Below are 14,156 nucleotides of genomic sequence, written 5' to 3' on the forward strand. Positions count from 1 at the left end.
CGCCCCGTGCGACCGGCCGGGGGAACCGCTGATCGGCCGTTCCCCCCTGAAGGACGTCGAAGGTCGTGATTTCGTTACGCGGTCCACACGCCGGGACGGGGCCCGGAGGGGCCAGGTCAGATCATCGTCTGGGACTTGGCCTCCATGTCAGCGGCCGCCTCGTCCTTGGACTCGCGGGTCAGCGGCTTGCCGCCGGGTGCCGGAGCCTCGCCGCCGAGCGGGTCGGCACCGCCCTTGGCACCCTGCGGACCGGCACCGCGCAGTTCCTTGTTGGGCATCGCCAGGGTCACCGCCACCGCCACGATCGCGATCAGGCCGGCGGTCAGGAAGACCATGTCGAGCGCGTCGACGAAGGCGTTCTGGATAGCCGACCGCACCGGCCCGGGCAGGGCCATGATGGTCGCCGGGTCGTTGATCGAGATGTTCGTACCGCCGCTCGCGGCTACCTGTGCCTGCTGCTGCGGCGGGAGCTGGGCGATCGCGCCGGGCAGCCGGTCGGACAGCCCGCCGGCGAGCCGCGTGGAGAGCACCGCGCCGAGGATCGCCACCCCGAACGAACCGCCGAGCGACCGGAAGAACGTCGCCGCCGAGGTGCCGGCGCCCAGGTCGCGTACGGAGACCGCGTTCTGCACCGCGAGGACCAGCGACTGCATGCAGAGCCCCAGGCCGACGCCGATCACCACCATGAAGGCGAACGCGAGCCAGAGCGAGGTGCCGACCTTCAACTGGGTGAACAGGAACATGCCGACAAGCAGCGTCACCGACCCGGCGACCGGGAACCACTTGTACCGGCCGATCCGGCTCATCGCACGCCCGGTGAGGATGGAGGTGACGATGATGCCGGTCATCATGGGCAGCATCAGCAGACCGCTGCGGGTCGGCGAGGCGCCCTTGACGATCTGGAGGTAGAGCGGGATGAAGATGATCGACCCGAACATGACCAGACCGAGGACGAACCCCGCCGAGTTGGCGAGCGCGAACGTGGCGCTGCGGAACAGACGCAGCGGCAGGATGGGTTCGGCGACGCGGGCCTCCTGGAGTACGAAGAGCACGGCGAGTACGGCACCCGCGACGAAGAGCCCGATGATCACCCCGGAGCCCCACGCGTACTCGTTGCCGCCCCAGCTCAGCGCCAGCAGCAGACAACTCACCCCGGCGACCAGCAGGCCGGCGCCGAGCCAGTCGATCGCGTGGTCGCGGCGCTCGAACGGGATCAGTCGCATGACGTGGTAGCAGACCACGATGGCAAGGATCGCCAGCGGCACGTTGATGTAGAAGATCCACCGCCAGTCCGTCTCCGCGAAGTAACCGCCGACCAGCGGGCCGGCCACCGAGGAGATGCCGAAGACCGCGCCGAACAGTCCCTGGTAGCGGCCACGCTCGCGGGGGGACACGACGTCCGAGATGATGGTGAACGCCAACGTCAGCAGACCACCGGCGCCCAGGCCCTGGATGCCCCGGGTGACGATCAACTGGGTCATGTTCTGCGACAGTCCCGCCAGCAGTGACCCGACCAGGAACGTGCCGATCGAGAACAGGAACACCGGGCGGCGCCCGTACAGGTCGGCCATCTTGCCATACAGCGGGGTCGACGCCGTCGAGGCGAGCAGGTACGCGGTCACCACCCACGAGTAGTGGTTGATGCCGCCAAGCTCACCGACGATTGTCGGCAGGGCCGTACCGACGATTGTCTGGTCGAGTGCGGCAAGCAGCATGCCGGTCATCAGACCGATCATGAGCAGCCGGATCTGCTGACGGTTCAGCACCGGCGCGGCGGAGGCTTCGGTGGTCATGTGCCCTTCTATCCCGCGAGCCGCAGAACATGCGCCGAGCCGCGAAAAACCCCAACCCGCCCCACCGGCGTTGATCATGAAGTTATCGCCACGACACGCCGGCCGCGATGGCGCAACCTCATGATCACACCGGTGGGCGGGTGGGGTCAGGCGAAGGCCTTGGTGATCTGGGCGCAGAAGGCGGGGAGGTCGTCCGGTTTGCGGCTGCTGGTCAGGTTGCCGTCCGTCACGCACTCCTCGTCGACCCAGGTGGCGCCGGCGTTGGTCAGGTCGGTCCGCAGGGTGGGCCAGGAGGTGATCCGCCTGCCCCGCACCACGTCGGCCTCGACAAGCGTCCACGGGCCGTGACAGATCACCCCGACCGGCTTGCCCGCGTCGAAGAACGCCTTCACGAACCGCACCGCGTCCGGGTCGCCCCGCAGGAAGTCCGGGTTCGCCACCCCGCCGGGCAGCACCAGCGCGTCGTAGCCGGCCGCGTCCGCCTCGTCCGCGGTGACGTCCACGTCGTACGTGCGGGACTTGTCCAGGTGGTTGAACGCCTGGATGGAACCGGGCTTGAGAGAGACCAGCTCGGCCGTCGCGCCTGCCTTCTCGACCGCCTCGCGCGGCTGTACGTACTCGACCTCCTCGACGCCGTCGGCGGCCAGGAAGGCGATCCGCTTGCCCTGAAGTGTCGCTGCCATCTCGGTACATCTCCTTTCCGACGGGTACCACAGTTCCCTTCCCGGCCCGCAATGCCCGAAACGACCCCAGTCAGTAAGGAAGGGCACGACCCGTCGGCGCGCAGGTTTGTCCGGCAGGCCGCTGGGGACCCGGGGCGGCATGGCAGGAGCAGCAGCGGAACAGCGCCGGCTCGCCACCGTCGTGGAGAGCTGGCTCGGACGCCCGGTCCTCGTCGTCGGCGACGCCATGCTGGACGAGTGGCGGTTCGCCGAGTCCGACCGGCTGTGCCGGGAGGCACCCGCCCCGGTCCTCACCCTGCGCCGCCGGATCTCCGCGGCCGGCGGTGCCGCGAACACCGCGGTCAACGTGGCCACCCTGGGCGGCCGAGCGGTGCTCGTCGCACCGGTAGGCGCGGACGTCGCCGGCGACGAACTGCACGACTGCCTGGACCGCGCCGGCGTCTGGGACCGTACGGTCAACCAGCCGGGCCGGCCCACCCCGGTGAAGCGGCGGATGCTGGCCGGGAACCAGATCCTGCTCCGGGAGGACTCCGGTGATCCGGACGACGCCCTCGACCCGGACGGCGTGACCCGGCTGCTCACCGCCCTGGACTGCACCACCGAGGAGTTGCGCGCCGCCGCCGGCGGGGAGGCGCCGACGCTTGTGGTCTGCGACTACGGCCTCGGCGCGCTGCCCGCGCCGGTGCGCGCCTGGCTGGTCGAGCAGCGGGAGCGGTACGCCACTGTCGCGCTGGACGCCCACGACCTGGCCGACTGGCGGGGGCTCGCGCCCACCGTGGTCACTCCCAGCTTCGCCGAGGCGACCCGACTGCTGGCCCGCGCCGGCGGTGCGACCCGACCGGCGACCGGCCCCGGTCTGCACCTGGAACATCCCGACCACGATCCGGCCGACGGCCCGTCCGAACTCAGCGTCGGTGCCGCCCCGGGCGGAGCCCGCGCCGACGACGCCACCGACGACCGCCAGGGCCCGGTCGGTGAGCCCACACCCGGCGAGGGCCGGGTCGCCCTGACCGGTGACGGGCTCAGCGTCACGGGCACCGGCGTCACAGTGAACACCGAGGCCGGGGCGGGCGTCGACCGGGCCGTCCTGGCCGAGTCACGCCTCGCCGAACTGCGCGCGCACACCGGGGCGGACGTGGTCGCCGTGACCCTGGACACCGAGGGCGCGGTGGTCGGCGGCGCCGACGGGGAGCCGCGGCGCAGCCACAGCACGCCCGTGCCGGCGAGCCACGCCGTGGGCGCCGGCGACGCGTACCTGGCGGCGATGACGCTGGCCCTGGCCGCCGACGCACCGCTGCCCACCGCCGCCCAACTCGCCCAACTGGCGGCCACCATCACGGTCTCCGACACCGGCACCTGCGTGTGCCGTCGCGAGGACCTGCTGACCGCGCTCGACCTGCCGCCGGAGACCGCCGGGCACCCGTCGCTCGTCGACACCGACGAGTTGGAGGCGCTCGTCGCCGAGCACCGCGAGGCGGGACGGTCGGTGGTGTTCACGAACGGTTGCTTCGACGTGCTGCACCGGGGACACGTCCGCTACCTGGAGCAGGCCCGCGCCCTGGGCGACCTGCTGATCGTCGCGGTCAACTCGGACGGCAGCGTCCGTCGCCTGAAGGGCCCGGACCGGCCGGTCAACCCGGTCGAGGACCGCGGCGCCCTGCTCGCCGCCCTGTCCTGTGTGGACCACGTGGTGGTCTTCGAGGAGGACTCACCTGCCGCGCTGATCGAGGCCGTCCGCCCCGACGTGTACGTCAAGGGCGGCGACTACCCACCGGAGCTGGTGCCCGAGGCGCCGCTGGTGCGCCGGCTGGGTGGACAGGTCCGCACCCTGGGGTACGTGCCGGACCGGTCCACGTCCGCGATCATCGAGCGGATCCGGGCGCACAGCCAGGACCGGGAACCCGAGCCGGCCCGGGAATCCGACCCGGCGCTGAACACCCGCACCCGCGCGTCGTGAACCGCCCACTCGACCCCGGCACGCCGGAGGGCTTCCGCGCCGACCGGCTGGTCGACGTGCTGATCCCGACCCGCAACCGGCCGGCCGAACTGGCTGTCACCCTGGCCGGGCTCGCCGCCCAGGAAGGGGTGCCCGGCTTCGGGGTGGTGGTCAGCGACCAGTCCGACGGTGAGCCCGCGTACGCCCACCCGGCGGCGGCCACCATGGTCCGGGCGCTGCGACACCGGGGGCACCCGGTGCTGCTGACCCGCCGGCTGCCCCGGCGCGGGCTGGCCGAACACCGCGCGTACCTGCTCGCCGCCTCGGCCGCCCGGTACGTGCTCAACCTCGACGACGACGTCTGGCTCGAACCGGGGGCGCTACACCGACTGGTCACCGCGATGGGGGAGCTGGGCTGCGGCTTCGTCGGCAACGGCGTGCACGGCCTGTCGTACGTCGAGGACGTCCGACCGGAGGCGCACGCGCACTACGAGGAGTGGGCGGGGCCACCCACGCCGGAGCGGATCCGGCCGGGCACCCCGCAGTGGGACCGGGCCCGGATCCACTCGGCGGCCAACCTGCTGCACGTCACGGACCAGGTGGCGCTGCCGCCCGGCGCGTGGCGCGCGTACAAGGTGTCCTGGATCGGCGGGTGTGTGCTCTACGACCGGGCGAAGCTCGTCGACTCCGGCGGGTTCGACTTCTGGCGTCGGGTGCACGAGAAGCACCAGGGCGAGGACGTCGCCGCCCAGCTCGCCGTGCTGGCCCGGCACGGCGGGGCGGGCATCCTGCCCAGCGGCGCCTACCACCTGGAATCCCCCACCACCGTCACCGAACGGGACGTGGAGGCGTGGGAGGTGGTCCTCGCCGACGAGGACACCCCGCAGCCGGCCTGAGCGCCCCGCTACCGGCTGAGCAGGTCCCGCGCGGCCTCCAGCACCTCGACCACAGGCACGTCGGTGACGAACGAGTCGCGGTGCGGGCATTCGCCGTCGCCGGGCCGGTGCGGGTAGATGCCAGGCGTGCAGTCCACTCCGCAGACCGGGCAGTGCACCATCCAGGAACTGATCGGCCGGTGCCGGCCCCGCAACGGATTCGCCGTGGTGATCAGGTTGCCGACCCAGAAGATGCCGACCGTGGGCGTGCCCACCGCGGCGGCCAGGTGCACCGGGCCGGTGTCGTTGGAGACGACGAGGGCGCAGTCCGCGTAGCAGCCGATGAGGCCGCCCAGGCTGAACGTGCCCACCTGCGGCCGGACCGGCACCCCGGCCGCCGCGACCACCCGGTCCACCACCTCCTGCTCGGCGGGCGTACCGGTGACCAGTACCTCGTACCCGTCGTCGTGCAGCGCACGGGCCACCTCGGCGAAACGTTCGGCGGGCCAGCGACGGCGGGTGTCGGTGGCGCCCGGGTGCAGCGCCACCCGGGGCCGGTCGGCCGGCCCGAGCACCCGGGCCGCCTCGGCCCGGTCGTCGTCGGTGACGGCAAGCGTCGGCACGATCGTGGTCGCCGGAGCGCCCACCAGCCCCACCACCTCCAGGTAGCGGATCACCTCGTGCTGGTAGTAGATGTACGGCAGACACCTGTCCAGCGGCGGTGCGTCGTCGGCGCGCAGACCCACGGTCAGCCGGGCGCCGAGCCGACTGACGAACGGATTCGAGTTGGCCCCTCCGCCGTGGATCTGCACCGCAATATCGAAGTCCTCGCCGACGGCGGCGGCCACGAAGTCGTCAATCGACGACTCCGGCTCACCCGACTCCGGCGTACGGATGCCGGGGGCGGGCGGCACCACAAGGACCCGGTCCACCGGGCCGGGCCGGTCCTGCCAGAGCTTCACGTGCCACGGCGCACCGAGCAACACGATCTCCGCCGAGGGGTACGCGGCACGCAGCGCGTCGAGCGCCGGCAGCGCGAACACGAAGTCACCTAGCGCGTTCGCGCGCAGCACGGCGATCCGCCGCACGTCGGGGACGAGCCCAGCCGTCGGGCCGAGCAGGGACGGGGTGGCCACGCGGCCGCTACGGCCTGTCGATCTCGCCGACGGTGTCGGGGTGGTGCAGCTCCCGGTCCGCCGCGGGATCGGCAGGCATCGGCGTACCCCCGGAGGCGTTGCCGGAACGCGGCCCGGTGCGGCCGACGGTGATGGTGCGCGGCGTGGGCCGGGTCGCACGGGGCACTCGGACGCGGAGCAGACCGTGGTCCATCACCGCGTCGATGCCGTCGGGGTCGACCCGGGACGGCAGGTCGATCCGGTACTCGAAGCCCCGCGTCTCGAAGCCGCCGGGAATGCCCTGGTCGGCGTTGACCTCCGCCTCGGAACGGGCCCGCACGCACAGCTCCCGGTCGTCCAGCTCGACCGCCACCTCCTCCGGCGCCACGCCGGGCAGCCGGACGACCACCTCCCAGCCTTCGGAGGTCTCGGTCAGCTCGACGTCTGACGACGCGGACCGGCCACCCACCAGGCGACTCAGCTCGGCGCGCAACGACTGCAACTCTCCCATCGGGTCCCAGCCCTGCTGGCGGCCTCGCCACCCCCTGCTGAAACCGCCGCTCTGCTGCTCGCTCATCTCACCTCTCCGATCCGCTGAGGGGCCGTGGTCGGCCGCAGGGAGCTGGGCGCGTCCAGGCCGGCGTCCCGGTCGACGCCCACACCGAGCCGGTCGACCAGCTCACCGCCGAGCCAGGCACTGATGCCGAGGATCGCCACCGCGACGATCTCGATCGCGATCAAGGCGCCGCCGGCGGCCCGGGAGTCGGCGTTGAGCCGGACCGCCCAGACGGCCGCGAAGAGCAGGATCACCGCGACGTTGGCACCCGCGTGAAGCAGACCCACCCGCTTCGCGCGGGTGCCGGTCGGGATCGCCAGCAGGTCGAAAGAGCCGGCCGCCGCCGCGAGCAGGCCGCCGATCAGACCGACGGTGATGTTCCAGTACGCGACCTCGCCGAGGAAGTCGGGACCGCCGACCGTGTCCACCACGTCGAACAACACTGCGGTGACCAGCAGCGCGACCGGGAACATGACAAGCATCGGATGGACTGGGTGACCCAGCACCTTGAGTCGGCTCTCCATCTCCTGGCCTCCACGTGTCGGCTGCACTGCGCGACGGTCTCGTACGGCGGGCCGTACCCCGGGCGACCCGGCGCAAACCTCGCGCTGGTCACGGCGGCCTAGGCTGGCGACCGGTGGTACCCGCCACCGGCTCAACGGTCGAGGGAGGATCGACGTGACGGTGGAGATCACTTCGCATGAGGAGCTACGGGACCTGCTCGGCGTGCCCCATCCACGGGCCGCCAACAAGGACCGCCCCCGCCTGCACGAACGCGACCGCGACTGGCTCGCCGCCTCGCCGTTCTGCCTCGTGGCCACGGCCGGGGCGGACGGCACCTGCGACGTGTCGCCCAAGGGCGACCCGGCCGGGTTCGCCCTGGTGCTCGACGACACGACAATCGCGCTTCCCGAACGGCCGGGCAACAAGCGCGCCGACGGCTACCGCAACATCCTCGACAACCCGCACGTCGGTCTGCTCTTCATGATCCCCGGCCGCACCGACACGCTGCGGATCAACGGGCGGGCTCGGCTCGTGCGCGACGCGCCCTGGTTCGACGACATGGTGGTCAAGGGACATCGGCCGATCCTCGCCGTCGTGGTGGAGATCGAGCAGATTTTCTACCACTGCGCGAAGGCGTTCCTGCGCTCCGATCTGTGGCGGCCGGACACCTGGCAGCCGGACGCGCTGCCGACCCGCGCCCGACTGATCAAGGAGGTCGAGGCGCCGGCGGAGAGCCTGGAAGACCTGGAACGGCACTACGGCCCGGAGTACGTGAAGACCATCTACGCCTGACGGCTGCCGGGCGGGCACGCTCGCCAGGGGGTGACCGACACCATCCACAGGTGACCGTCCGGGTCGGCGAAGGTGCCCGCGTACCCCCAGGGTTGCGCCGCCGGCTCGGTGACCACCTCGGCGCCGGCCGCGCGCGCCCGCTCGACGTGCGCGTCCGCGTCTGCGGGCGAGGCGACGTCGAGGATGAGCACGCACTCGCTCTGCCCCCGTGCGGCGACCTCGTTCGCACCGATCACCCAGCCGAAGCCACCGCTCGGGAGCAGCATCAGCCGCAGCCCGTCGTTCACCGCGAACTGCAACGGCTCCGGAAGACCGTCGTCGGCCAGCTCCCCCACCGCGTCACGGTCACCGCGCCAGTATTCCGTGAATTAGGGTGGCCGTGGTGACCGTTGACGACTGGTTGGCAGACACCCGCACCTCCTACGACACGGTCGCCGTCGACTACGCGCACCTGGTGCGCGACTTCCTGGCGAACGCACCGTACGAGCGAGCCGCCCTCGCGCTGTTCGCCGAACTCGTGGCCACCGCCGGAGGTGGACCGGTCGCCGACGTCGGTTGCGGGCCCGGACGCATCACCGCCCACCTGGGAACCCTCGGCGTCGACGCCTTCGGGATCGACCTGTCGCCCGGGATGATCGCCGTGGCACGCCGCGACCACCCGAACCTCAGGTTCGCGGTGGGCTCGATGACCGACCTCAGCCTCGCCGACAGCTCGGTCGCCGGCCTGATCGCCTGGTACTCGCTCATCCACATCCCCGACGACCAGCTCGGCGCGGTCCTCGCGCACTTCCGGCGGGTGCTACGCCCCGGCGGCCCGCTGCTGCTCGGCTTCCACGTGGGCGACGAGACGACCCTCAAGACGGAGGGCTACGGCGGCCACCCCATGAAGATCAAGGTGCATCGCCGCCAGCCGGCCACGGTGTCGGCGCGGCTGCGGGAGAGCGGATTCCGGGTCGAGTCGGAGACGACCCTCACCTCACCCGAGAGCAAACTCGGCGCGATCATCTTCGCCCGCCGCGAGCCCTGACCGACGCCATCGAGCACCGCCTGTGAGCGCCTCCCCCGGTCAATCGCCTCGGGCGGCGGTACGACTCCACTGCTCGCGCAATTCGCCGAAGACCTGGTGGAATCCGGGAAACGTCTTCTTCACACATTCCGGATCGTCGAGTTCGATGCCGTCGGCACGAAGCCCGGTGACGCTGAAAGCCATGGCGATCCGATGATCCGCATGGCAATCGATCAGGGCGGGCCTCGGACGGCCGGGCTGAATCTCGATCCAGTCGCGACCCGTTGCCACTTGGACGCCCATTGCGCTCAGATTCTTGGCGCAGGCGTCGAGACGGTCACATTCCTTCACGCGAGTGTTGTAGACGTCCTCGATTCGCACCGGACCGTCGGCGTAGGGGGCGATTGCCGCCAGGGTCGGCATGGTGTCGGAGATGTCACGCATGTTCACGGTCAGGCCGGCGAGCCGGCCGGTTCCGGTGACTGTGGTCCGGTCACTGTCGACTGTCACGTCGGCGCCCATCCGGCGAAGGATGTCGACGAATCCGATGTCGCCCTGCATGACCGAGGCGCCGAGACCCGGAACGGTGACGGTATCGCCGGTGAGGGCCGCGGCCGCGAAGAAGTAACTGGCCGTCGAGGCGTCCGGCTCGACGCGGTAGTCGCGGGCCGCGTACCGCTGCGGAGGCACCGTGAAGGTGTCGTCGTGCCACTCGACCGACACGCCGAAGTCGCGCATCATCCGGACCGTCATCTCGACATACGGCCGCGACACCATGCCGGTGACCTGCACTTCCAAGCCCTCCGTCATGGCCGGCGCGGCCATCAGGAGCGCGGTCAGAAACTGCGAGGAGATCGAGGAGTCGAGGCGAAGCCTGCCACCGCGCAGTCGGCCGGCGTCGATGACGACGGGCAGGTGGTCGTCGCGGTCCTCGAATCGCAGATCGGCGCCCAGCTCCCGTAGCGCGGCGGTCACCGGCCCGACCGGGCGTCGGCGCATCTGCGGCGAGGCGTCGAACCGGAACTCGCCGTCTCCGAGGGCACCGAGGGCGGGAAGGAAACGGGCCGCTGTGCCGGAGTCGCGACAGAAGACATCGGCGGAACGGGAGGGCGGACCAGCCGGGTCGCCGTCGATGCTCCAGACCTCGTCGGTGTCGGAGACCCGGTAACCGAGTGCACGCAGCCCGGATCGGAACGCTTGCGTGTCATCGGAATCCAGGGCACCTGTCAGTCGCGAGGTGCCCTGCGCCATGGCCGCGAGGAAAAGCGCTCGAGCCGTGACGGACTTCGAGCCGGGAACAGGTACGTTCGTCAAATTCCCCACCTCTGCCCTCTCCCGCGGCCCGGAAGAACTGCAACAGTCTACTTGCCGCGCCCGTTGGTGACCGTCTGTGGCACCGACCACTGGCCTCTGGCATATGGATGGCACGGCAACTCAGGATGATGAAAAGGTGATGGCACGGGGATCCGCCCGACAGATCGCCAGATCTGCACTTCCGAACACTGGAGGTTCCGTGGCCAAGGGCTACTGGGTCAGTGCCTACCGCACCATCTCAGAGCCCGAGAAGCTGGCTGCCTACAACAAGCTGGCCGGTCCGGCTGTCCAAGCCGGGGGGCGGGCGGCTTCTCGCCCGGGGCGGTCGGGTCGCTGCACACGACGCAGGAATCGCCGAGCGCACCGTCCTGATCGAGTTCGACAGCTTTGAACAGGCCGTCGCGGCACACGAGAGTGAGGCCTACCAGGAGGCGCTTGGCGCCCTCTCCGACGGCGTCGAACGCGACTTCCGCATCATCGAAGGCGTCGACTGACAGGAGGCTCGGGCCGGCGTTCGACTGCCACCACCGGCAGACCTGCTCTGGTTGGCCACCGCGCCGCGGCGGTCTGATCATCTTCGCAAAACGGCGAAGCCCAGGTCGATGACCTGGGCTTCTGTACCGAGCCGCCTGACGGAATCGAACCGTCGACCTACGCATTACGAGTGCGTCGCTCTAGCCGACTGAGCTAAGGCGGCAACGATCAGCAAGTGTACGGCACCCCTCGCCCGCCGGCCGAACGGGATACCCCTCCCCGCCCCCCGTATCACCAAGCGGACATCGGCCGCCAACTGGACGTTTACCGGACAGCGCATGATCGGGTCCGGTACTACGCTGCGGCGGGTGAGCGACGAACGCGACCACCCCGAGCGGGCCGTCCGACGGCCACGCAGCACCGATCCGCTGGAGTTAGGTTTCACGCCGCGCAAGCCGGTGCCGTGGCTGGCGCCGTTCCTGCTGATCAGCACGGGCATCCGTACGCTGCTGGCGGTGCTCTTCGGGGCGTACCTGGACAAGCGGGAGTTGCAGAACGCGTTCGGCGACGACGTCTTCCGCCAGGTCGGGCCGGACGGCGGGGTGTGGCTGGACTACGTAGCCGACCTGGGCGACGGCTTCAACGCCACCTACTCGGTGGCGTACCTGCTGGCGCAGGCCGAGCTGACCGTGGACGGGCACCGGCTGCCCCGGGCGCAGACTCTGGTGATGGGCGGCGACCAGGTGTACCCGTCGGCGGCGTACGCCTCGTACGAGGACCGCTGCAAGGGCCCGTACCAGGCCGCGCTGCCGGTGATGCCACCCGAGCAGCCCACCCTGTTCGCGGTGCCCGGCAACCACGACTGGTACGACGGCCTTACCGCGTTCCTGCGGCTGTTCGTCCGCTCCCGGGACCGCAACTTCGCCGGTTGGCGTACCGGGCAGTCCCGGTCGTACTTCGCCGTGGAGTTGCCGGGGGGCTGGTGGCTGTTGGGTGTCGACGACCAGTCCGGCTCGTACCTGGACGACCCGCAGCTGGCGTACTTCGACGAGGTGGCCCGCCGGCTCGGCCCCGAGTCAAAGGTGATCATCGCGGCGCCGGCGCCGACGTGGGTCAAGGCGGCGGACAGTCCGACGGCGTACGACTCGATCGACTACTTCATCCGCACCATCATCGACCCGACGGGGGCGCAGGTCCGGCTGCTGCTCTCCGGCGACCTGCACCACTACGCCCGCTACGCCGGCACGGACAGGCAGTTGATCACCTGTGGTGGCGGCGGCGCGTACCTCTACCCCACCCACAAGTTGCCCGAGCGCATCGAGGTGCCGCCACGGGACACGCCGACCCGGCGGGCCAGCCCCACCCAGCCGTACGACCTGGTGGCCCGTTACCCGGACGCGGCCCGGTCCCGTCGCTACGGCTGGAGTGTCTTCGGCCGGCTGCCGTTCCGCAATCCCGGCTTCGCGACGCTGCTCGGCACGCTGCACACCCTGCTGATGCTGGCGATGGCGGGAGCGACGGCGAACTGGGGCGACAGCAGTGACCAGCGGCTGTTCAGCGTCCCGCTTGTGGTGATGGTGCTCGTGACGGTGGTGGCGGCGGCCCTGTTCGCCAAGCCGCCGAGCGCAAGCGGCAAACGGCACGCGCGGCACTGGATCCTCGGCGTCGGCCACGGCGTGGCCCATGTGGCGCTGGCCGCCGGGGGCACCTGGGTGTGGTTGTCGCTGCCGTTCTACCACTGGCCGTGGCCGTTGCCGGCGGTCGCCGCGGCGGTGCTGTACGGCCCCGTGATCGGGCTGGTGGCCAGCGAACTGGTGGCGGCGTACCTGCTGGTGGCGAGCCGGTTCGGGGTGAATGTCAACGAACTCTTCGCCGGTCAGGGCATCGAGGACTCCAAGGCGTTCCTTCGGCTGCGCATCGCCCCGGATGGCACCCTGACCATCTACCCGATCACGGTGGACCGGGTCTCCAGGGACTGGCAGATCAACCCCGACCAGTCCCCCACCGCAAGCTGGCTGACCCCCAAGGCCCCGCTGAACCCCCGCCTGGCCGAACCCCCGATCACCCTGCGCTGAGCGGTCGGATGGTCAGGGGGTGTAGTGCTGGTCGTGGGCTTGGCGGGGGGCGCAGACCGACGCGCGGGAGCAGGAGCAGCGGGAGCCGTCGGCGTCCAGACGGACCGTCACCGCGTCCCGTGGAACGCTGTGGCCGACCACCCGGCCGTCGCCCTCGGGCGTGGAGACCCGGCTGCCGACCGCCGGGGCGGTCTCCTGGAATCGCTGGTACAGGGGATGTTCGTACTTCAGGCAGCACATCAGCCGCCCGCACGCCCCGGAGATGCGCAGCGGGTTCAGGGGCAGGTCCTGATCCTTGGCCATCCGGATGGTCACCGGCTCGAAGTCGGTGAGGAACGTGGCGCAGCACAGGTCGCGACCGCACGAACCGATACCGCCCTGCACCCGCGCCGAGTCGCGGGCGGAGAGCTGGCGCAGCTCCACCCGGCAGTGCAGCGTGGCACCCAGGTCGCGGACCAGGGAGCGGAAGTCCACCCGGTGCGGCGCGGTGAAGTAGACGGTGCTGCGCTCGCCACCACCCTCGGCGGAGCCGAGCACATGGTCGACGGCCACCACCTTCATCGGCAGGCCGTGCGCGCGGATCAGCCGCTTCGCGGCCACCTTCGCCTCGGCCTTGCGGCGGCGTAACGCCTCGTCCCGACGCAGGTCGTCGTCACCGGCCAGCCCCACCAGACGGGGAAACCCGTCGGTCTCCTCGGTCACCCACTGGGCGGCCCACACGCACTCGGCCACCTCGGGCCCGTCGTCGGTCGGGACGAGCACCCGGTCGCCGACCTGCGGACGCAGGTCGCCCGGATCGAGGTAGTAGAGGCGCCCGTACCGGTTGAAGCTGACCGCGCAGAGCATGCCCATCCCCCCACCCTACGACGGGACACCGCCGCGAGCGCGCCGGCCGGCCACGGCCGCCGCCATCCATGACCGTCGACTTGACCTATTGCCCGGCGACCCGTCGTGCCGTTGCGCCTCGCCCGGACGGTTGAATCCGGGCCGGCGCGCAGGACAAACGCGCCTGGGCGGCGTTGAGTGGAGGCAG

At 71.1% G+C, this 14,156-nt stretch carries 13 protein-coding genes, 1 tRNA gene and 1 pseudogene; 6 read left to right on the plus strand and 9 right to left on the minus strand.

Annotated features, from left to right (window positions below; genetic code table 11):
• Positions 1 to 116 precede the first annotated feature (116 nt).
• Positions 117 to 1,793, minus strand: a complete 1,677-nt coding sequence (locus tag ACFY1S_RS12390) for an MDR family MFS transporter (protein ID WP_387116176.1) — start codon at positions 1,791 to 1,793, stop codon at positions 117 to 119.
• A gap of 146 nt (positions 1,794 to 1,939) precedes the next feature.
• Entirely contained in the window at positions 1,940 to 2,476 is a 537-nt protein-coding gene (locus tag ACFY1S_RS12395) for a type 1 glutamine amidotransferase domain-containing protein (RefSeq protein WP_387116179.1), read from the minus strand.
• Positions 2,477 to 2,615: 139 nt separating this feature from the next.
• On the opposite strand from ACFY1S_RS12395, the gene rfaE2 reads away from it, so the two are divergent.
• Positions 2,616 to 4,433, plus strand: a complete 1,818-nt coding sequence (gene rfaE2 / locus ACFY1S_RS12400) for a D-glycero-beta-D-manno-heptose 1-phosphate adenylyltransferase (RefSeq protein ID WP_387116182.1) — start codon at positions 2,616 to 2,618, stop codon at positions 4,431 to 4,433.
• The gene (locus ACFY1S_RS12405; protein WP_387116186.1) at positions 4,430 to 5,308 is read left to right on the plus strand and encodes a glycosyltransferase; all 879 of its coding nucleotides are present in this window, start codon (positions 4,430 to 4,432) and stop codon (positions 5,306 to 5,308) included. The genes rfaE2 and ACFY1S_RS12405 overlap by 4 nt, the downstream gene beginning before the upstream one ends.
• An 8-nt stretch (positions 5,309 to 5,316) precedes the next feature.
• Here ACFY1S_RS12405 and ACFY1S_RS12410 read toward each other — a convergent pair whose 3' ends face one another.
• From ACFY1S_RS12410 to ACFY1S_RS12420, 3 genes are read right to left on the minus strand one after another with little or no spacing between them, the layout of a single operon-like run.
• Complete coding sequence (locus ACFY1S_RS12410) at positions 5,317 to 6,423, minus strand: glycosyltransferase family 9 protein (RefSeq protein WP_387116189.1); 1,107 nt, start codon at positions 6,421 to 6,423, stop codon at positions 5,317 to 5,319.
• 7 nt (positions 6,424 to 6,430) lie between these two features.
• The gene (locus ACFY1S_RS12415; protein ID WP_387116191.1) at positions 6,431 to 6,979 is read right to left on the minus strand and encodes an Hsp20/alpha crystallin family protein; all 549 of its coding nucleotides are present in this window, start codon (positions 6,977 to 6,979) and stop codon (positions 6,431 to 6,433) included.
• Positions 6,976 to 7,482, minus strand: a complete 507-nt coding sequence (locus ACFY1S_RS12420) for a DUF2231 domain-containing protein (RefSeq protein ID WP_387116194.1) — start codon at positions 7,480 to 7,482, stop codon at positions 6,976 to 6,978. The genes ACFY1S_RS12415 and ACFY1S_RS12420 overlap by 4 nt, the downstream gene beginning before the upstream one ends.
• A gap of 154 nt (positions 7,483 to 7,636) precedes the next feature.
• On the opposite strand from ACFY1S_RS12420, the gene ACFY1S_RS12425 reads away from it, so the two are divergent.
• Positions 7,637 to 8,254 carry a pyridoxamine 5'-phosphate oxidase family protein gene (locus ACFY1S_RS12425; RefSeq protein WP_387116197.1) on the plus strand — a complete coding sequence of 206 codons (618 nt, stop codon included), beginning with the start codon at positions 7,637 to 7,639 and terminating at the stop codon, positions 8,252 to 8,254.
• On the opposite strand, the gene ACFY1S_RS12430 is transcribed toward ACFY1S_RS12425, so the two are convergent.
• Positions 8,245 to 8,589, minus strand: coding sequence for a VOC family protein (locus ACFY1S_RS12430; RefSeq protein WP_387116200.1), 345 nt, complete (start codon positions 8,587 to 8,589; stop codon positions 8,245 to 8,247). The two genes, ACFY1S_RS12425 and ACFY1S_RS12430, sit on opposite strands and share 10 nt — an antisense overlap.
• A gap of 47 nt (positions 8,590 to 8,636) precedes the next feature.
• Between ACFY1S_RS12430 and ACFY1S_RS12435 the strand changes: the two genes are divergently transcribed.
• A complete protein-coding gene (locus ACFY1S_RS12435; protein WP_387116202.1) occupies positions 8,637 to 9,281 on the plus strand; it encodes a methyltransferase domain-containing protein in 645 nt (214 codons plus the stop codon).
• Positions 9,282 to 9,320: 39 nt separating this feature from the next.
• Here the strand turns inward: ACFY1S_RS12435 and aroA are convergent, their stop codons facing one another.
• The gene (gene aroA, locus ACFY1S_RS12440) at positions 9,321 to 10,574 is read right to left on the minus strand and encodes a 3-phosphoshikimate 1-carboxyvinyltransferase (RefSeq protein WP_387116205.1); all 1,254 of its coding nucleotides are present in this window, start codon (positions 10,572 to 10,574) and stop codon (positions 9,321 to 9,323) included.
• Between the two features lie 199 nt (positions 10,575 to 10,773).
• Between aroA and ACFY1S_RS12445 the strand changes: the two are divergent.
• Positions 10,774 to 11,068, plus strand: a pseudogene (locus tag ACFY1S_RS12445) (DUF1330 domain-containing protein).
• A 129-nt stretch (positions 11,069 to 11,197) separates the two neighbouring features.
• On the opposite strand, the gene ACFY1S_RS12450 reads toward ACFY1S_RS12445, so the two are convergent.
• A tRNA-Thr gene (locus tag ACFY1S_RS12450) sits at positions 11,198 to 11,271 on the minus strand.
• A 115-nt stretch (positions 11,272 to 11,386) separates the two neighbouring features.
• Here ACFY1S_RS12450 and ACFY1S_RS12455 point away from each other — a divergent pair.
• Positions 11,387 to 13,123, plus strand: coding sequence for a metallophosphoesterase family protein (locus ACFY1S_RS12455; protein WP_387116208.1), 1,737 nt, complete (start codon positions 11,387 to 11,389; stop codon positions 13,121 to 13,123).
• Positions 13,124 to 13,135: 12 nt separating this feature from the next.
• On the opposite strand, the gene ACFY1S_RS12460 is transcribed toward ACFY1S_RS12455, so the two are convergent.
• Entirely contained in the window at positions 13,136 to 13,975 is an 840-nt protein-coding gene (locus ACFY1S_RS12460; RefSeq protein WP_387116211.1) for a stage 0 sporulation family protein, read from the minus strand.
• Positions 13,976 to 14,156: the final 181 nt, after the last annotated feature.

Origin of the sequence: Micromonospora sp. NPDC000663 (assembly GCF_042898105.1) — a bacterium.
Lineage (GTDB): Bacteria > Actinomycetota > Actinomycetes > Mycobacteriales > Micromonosporaceae > Micromonospora.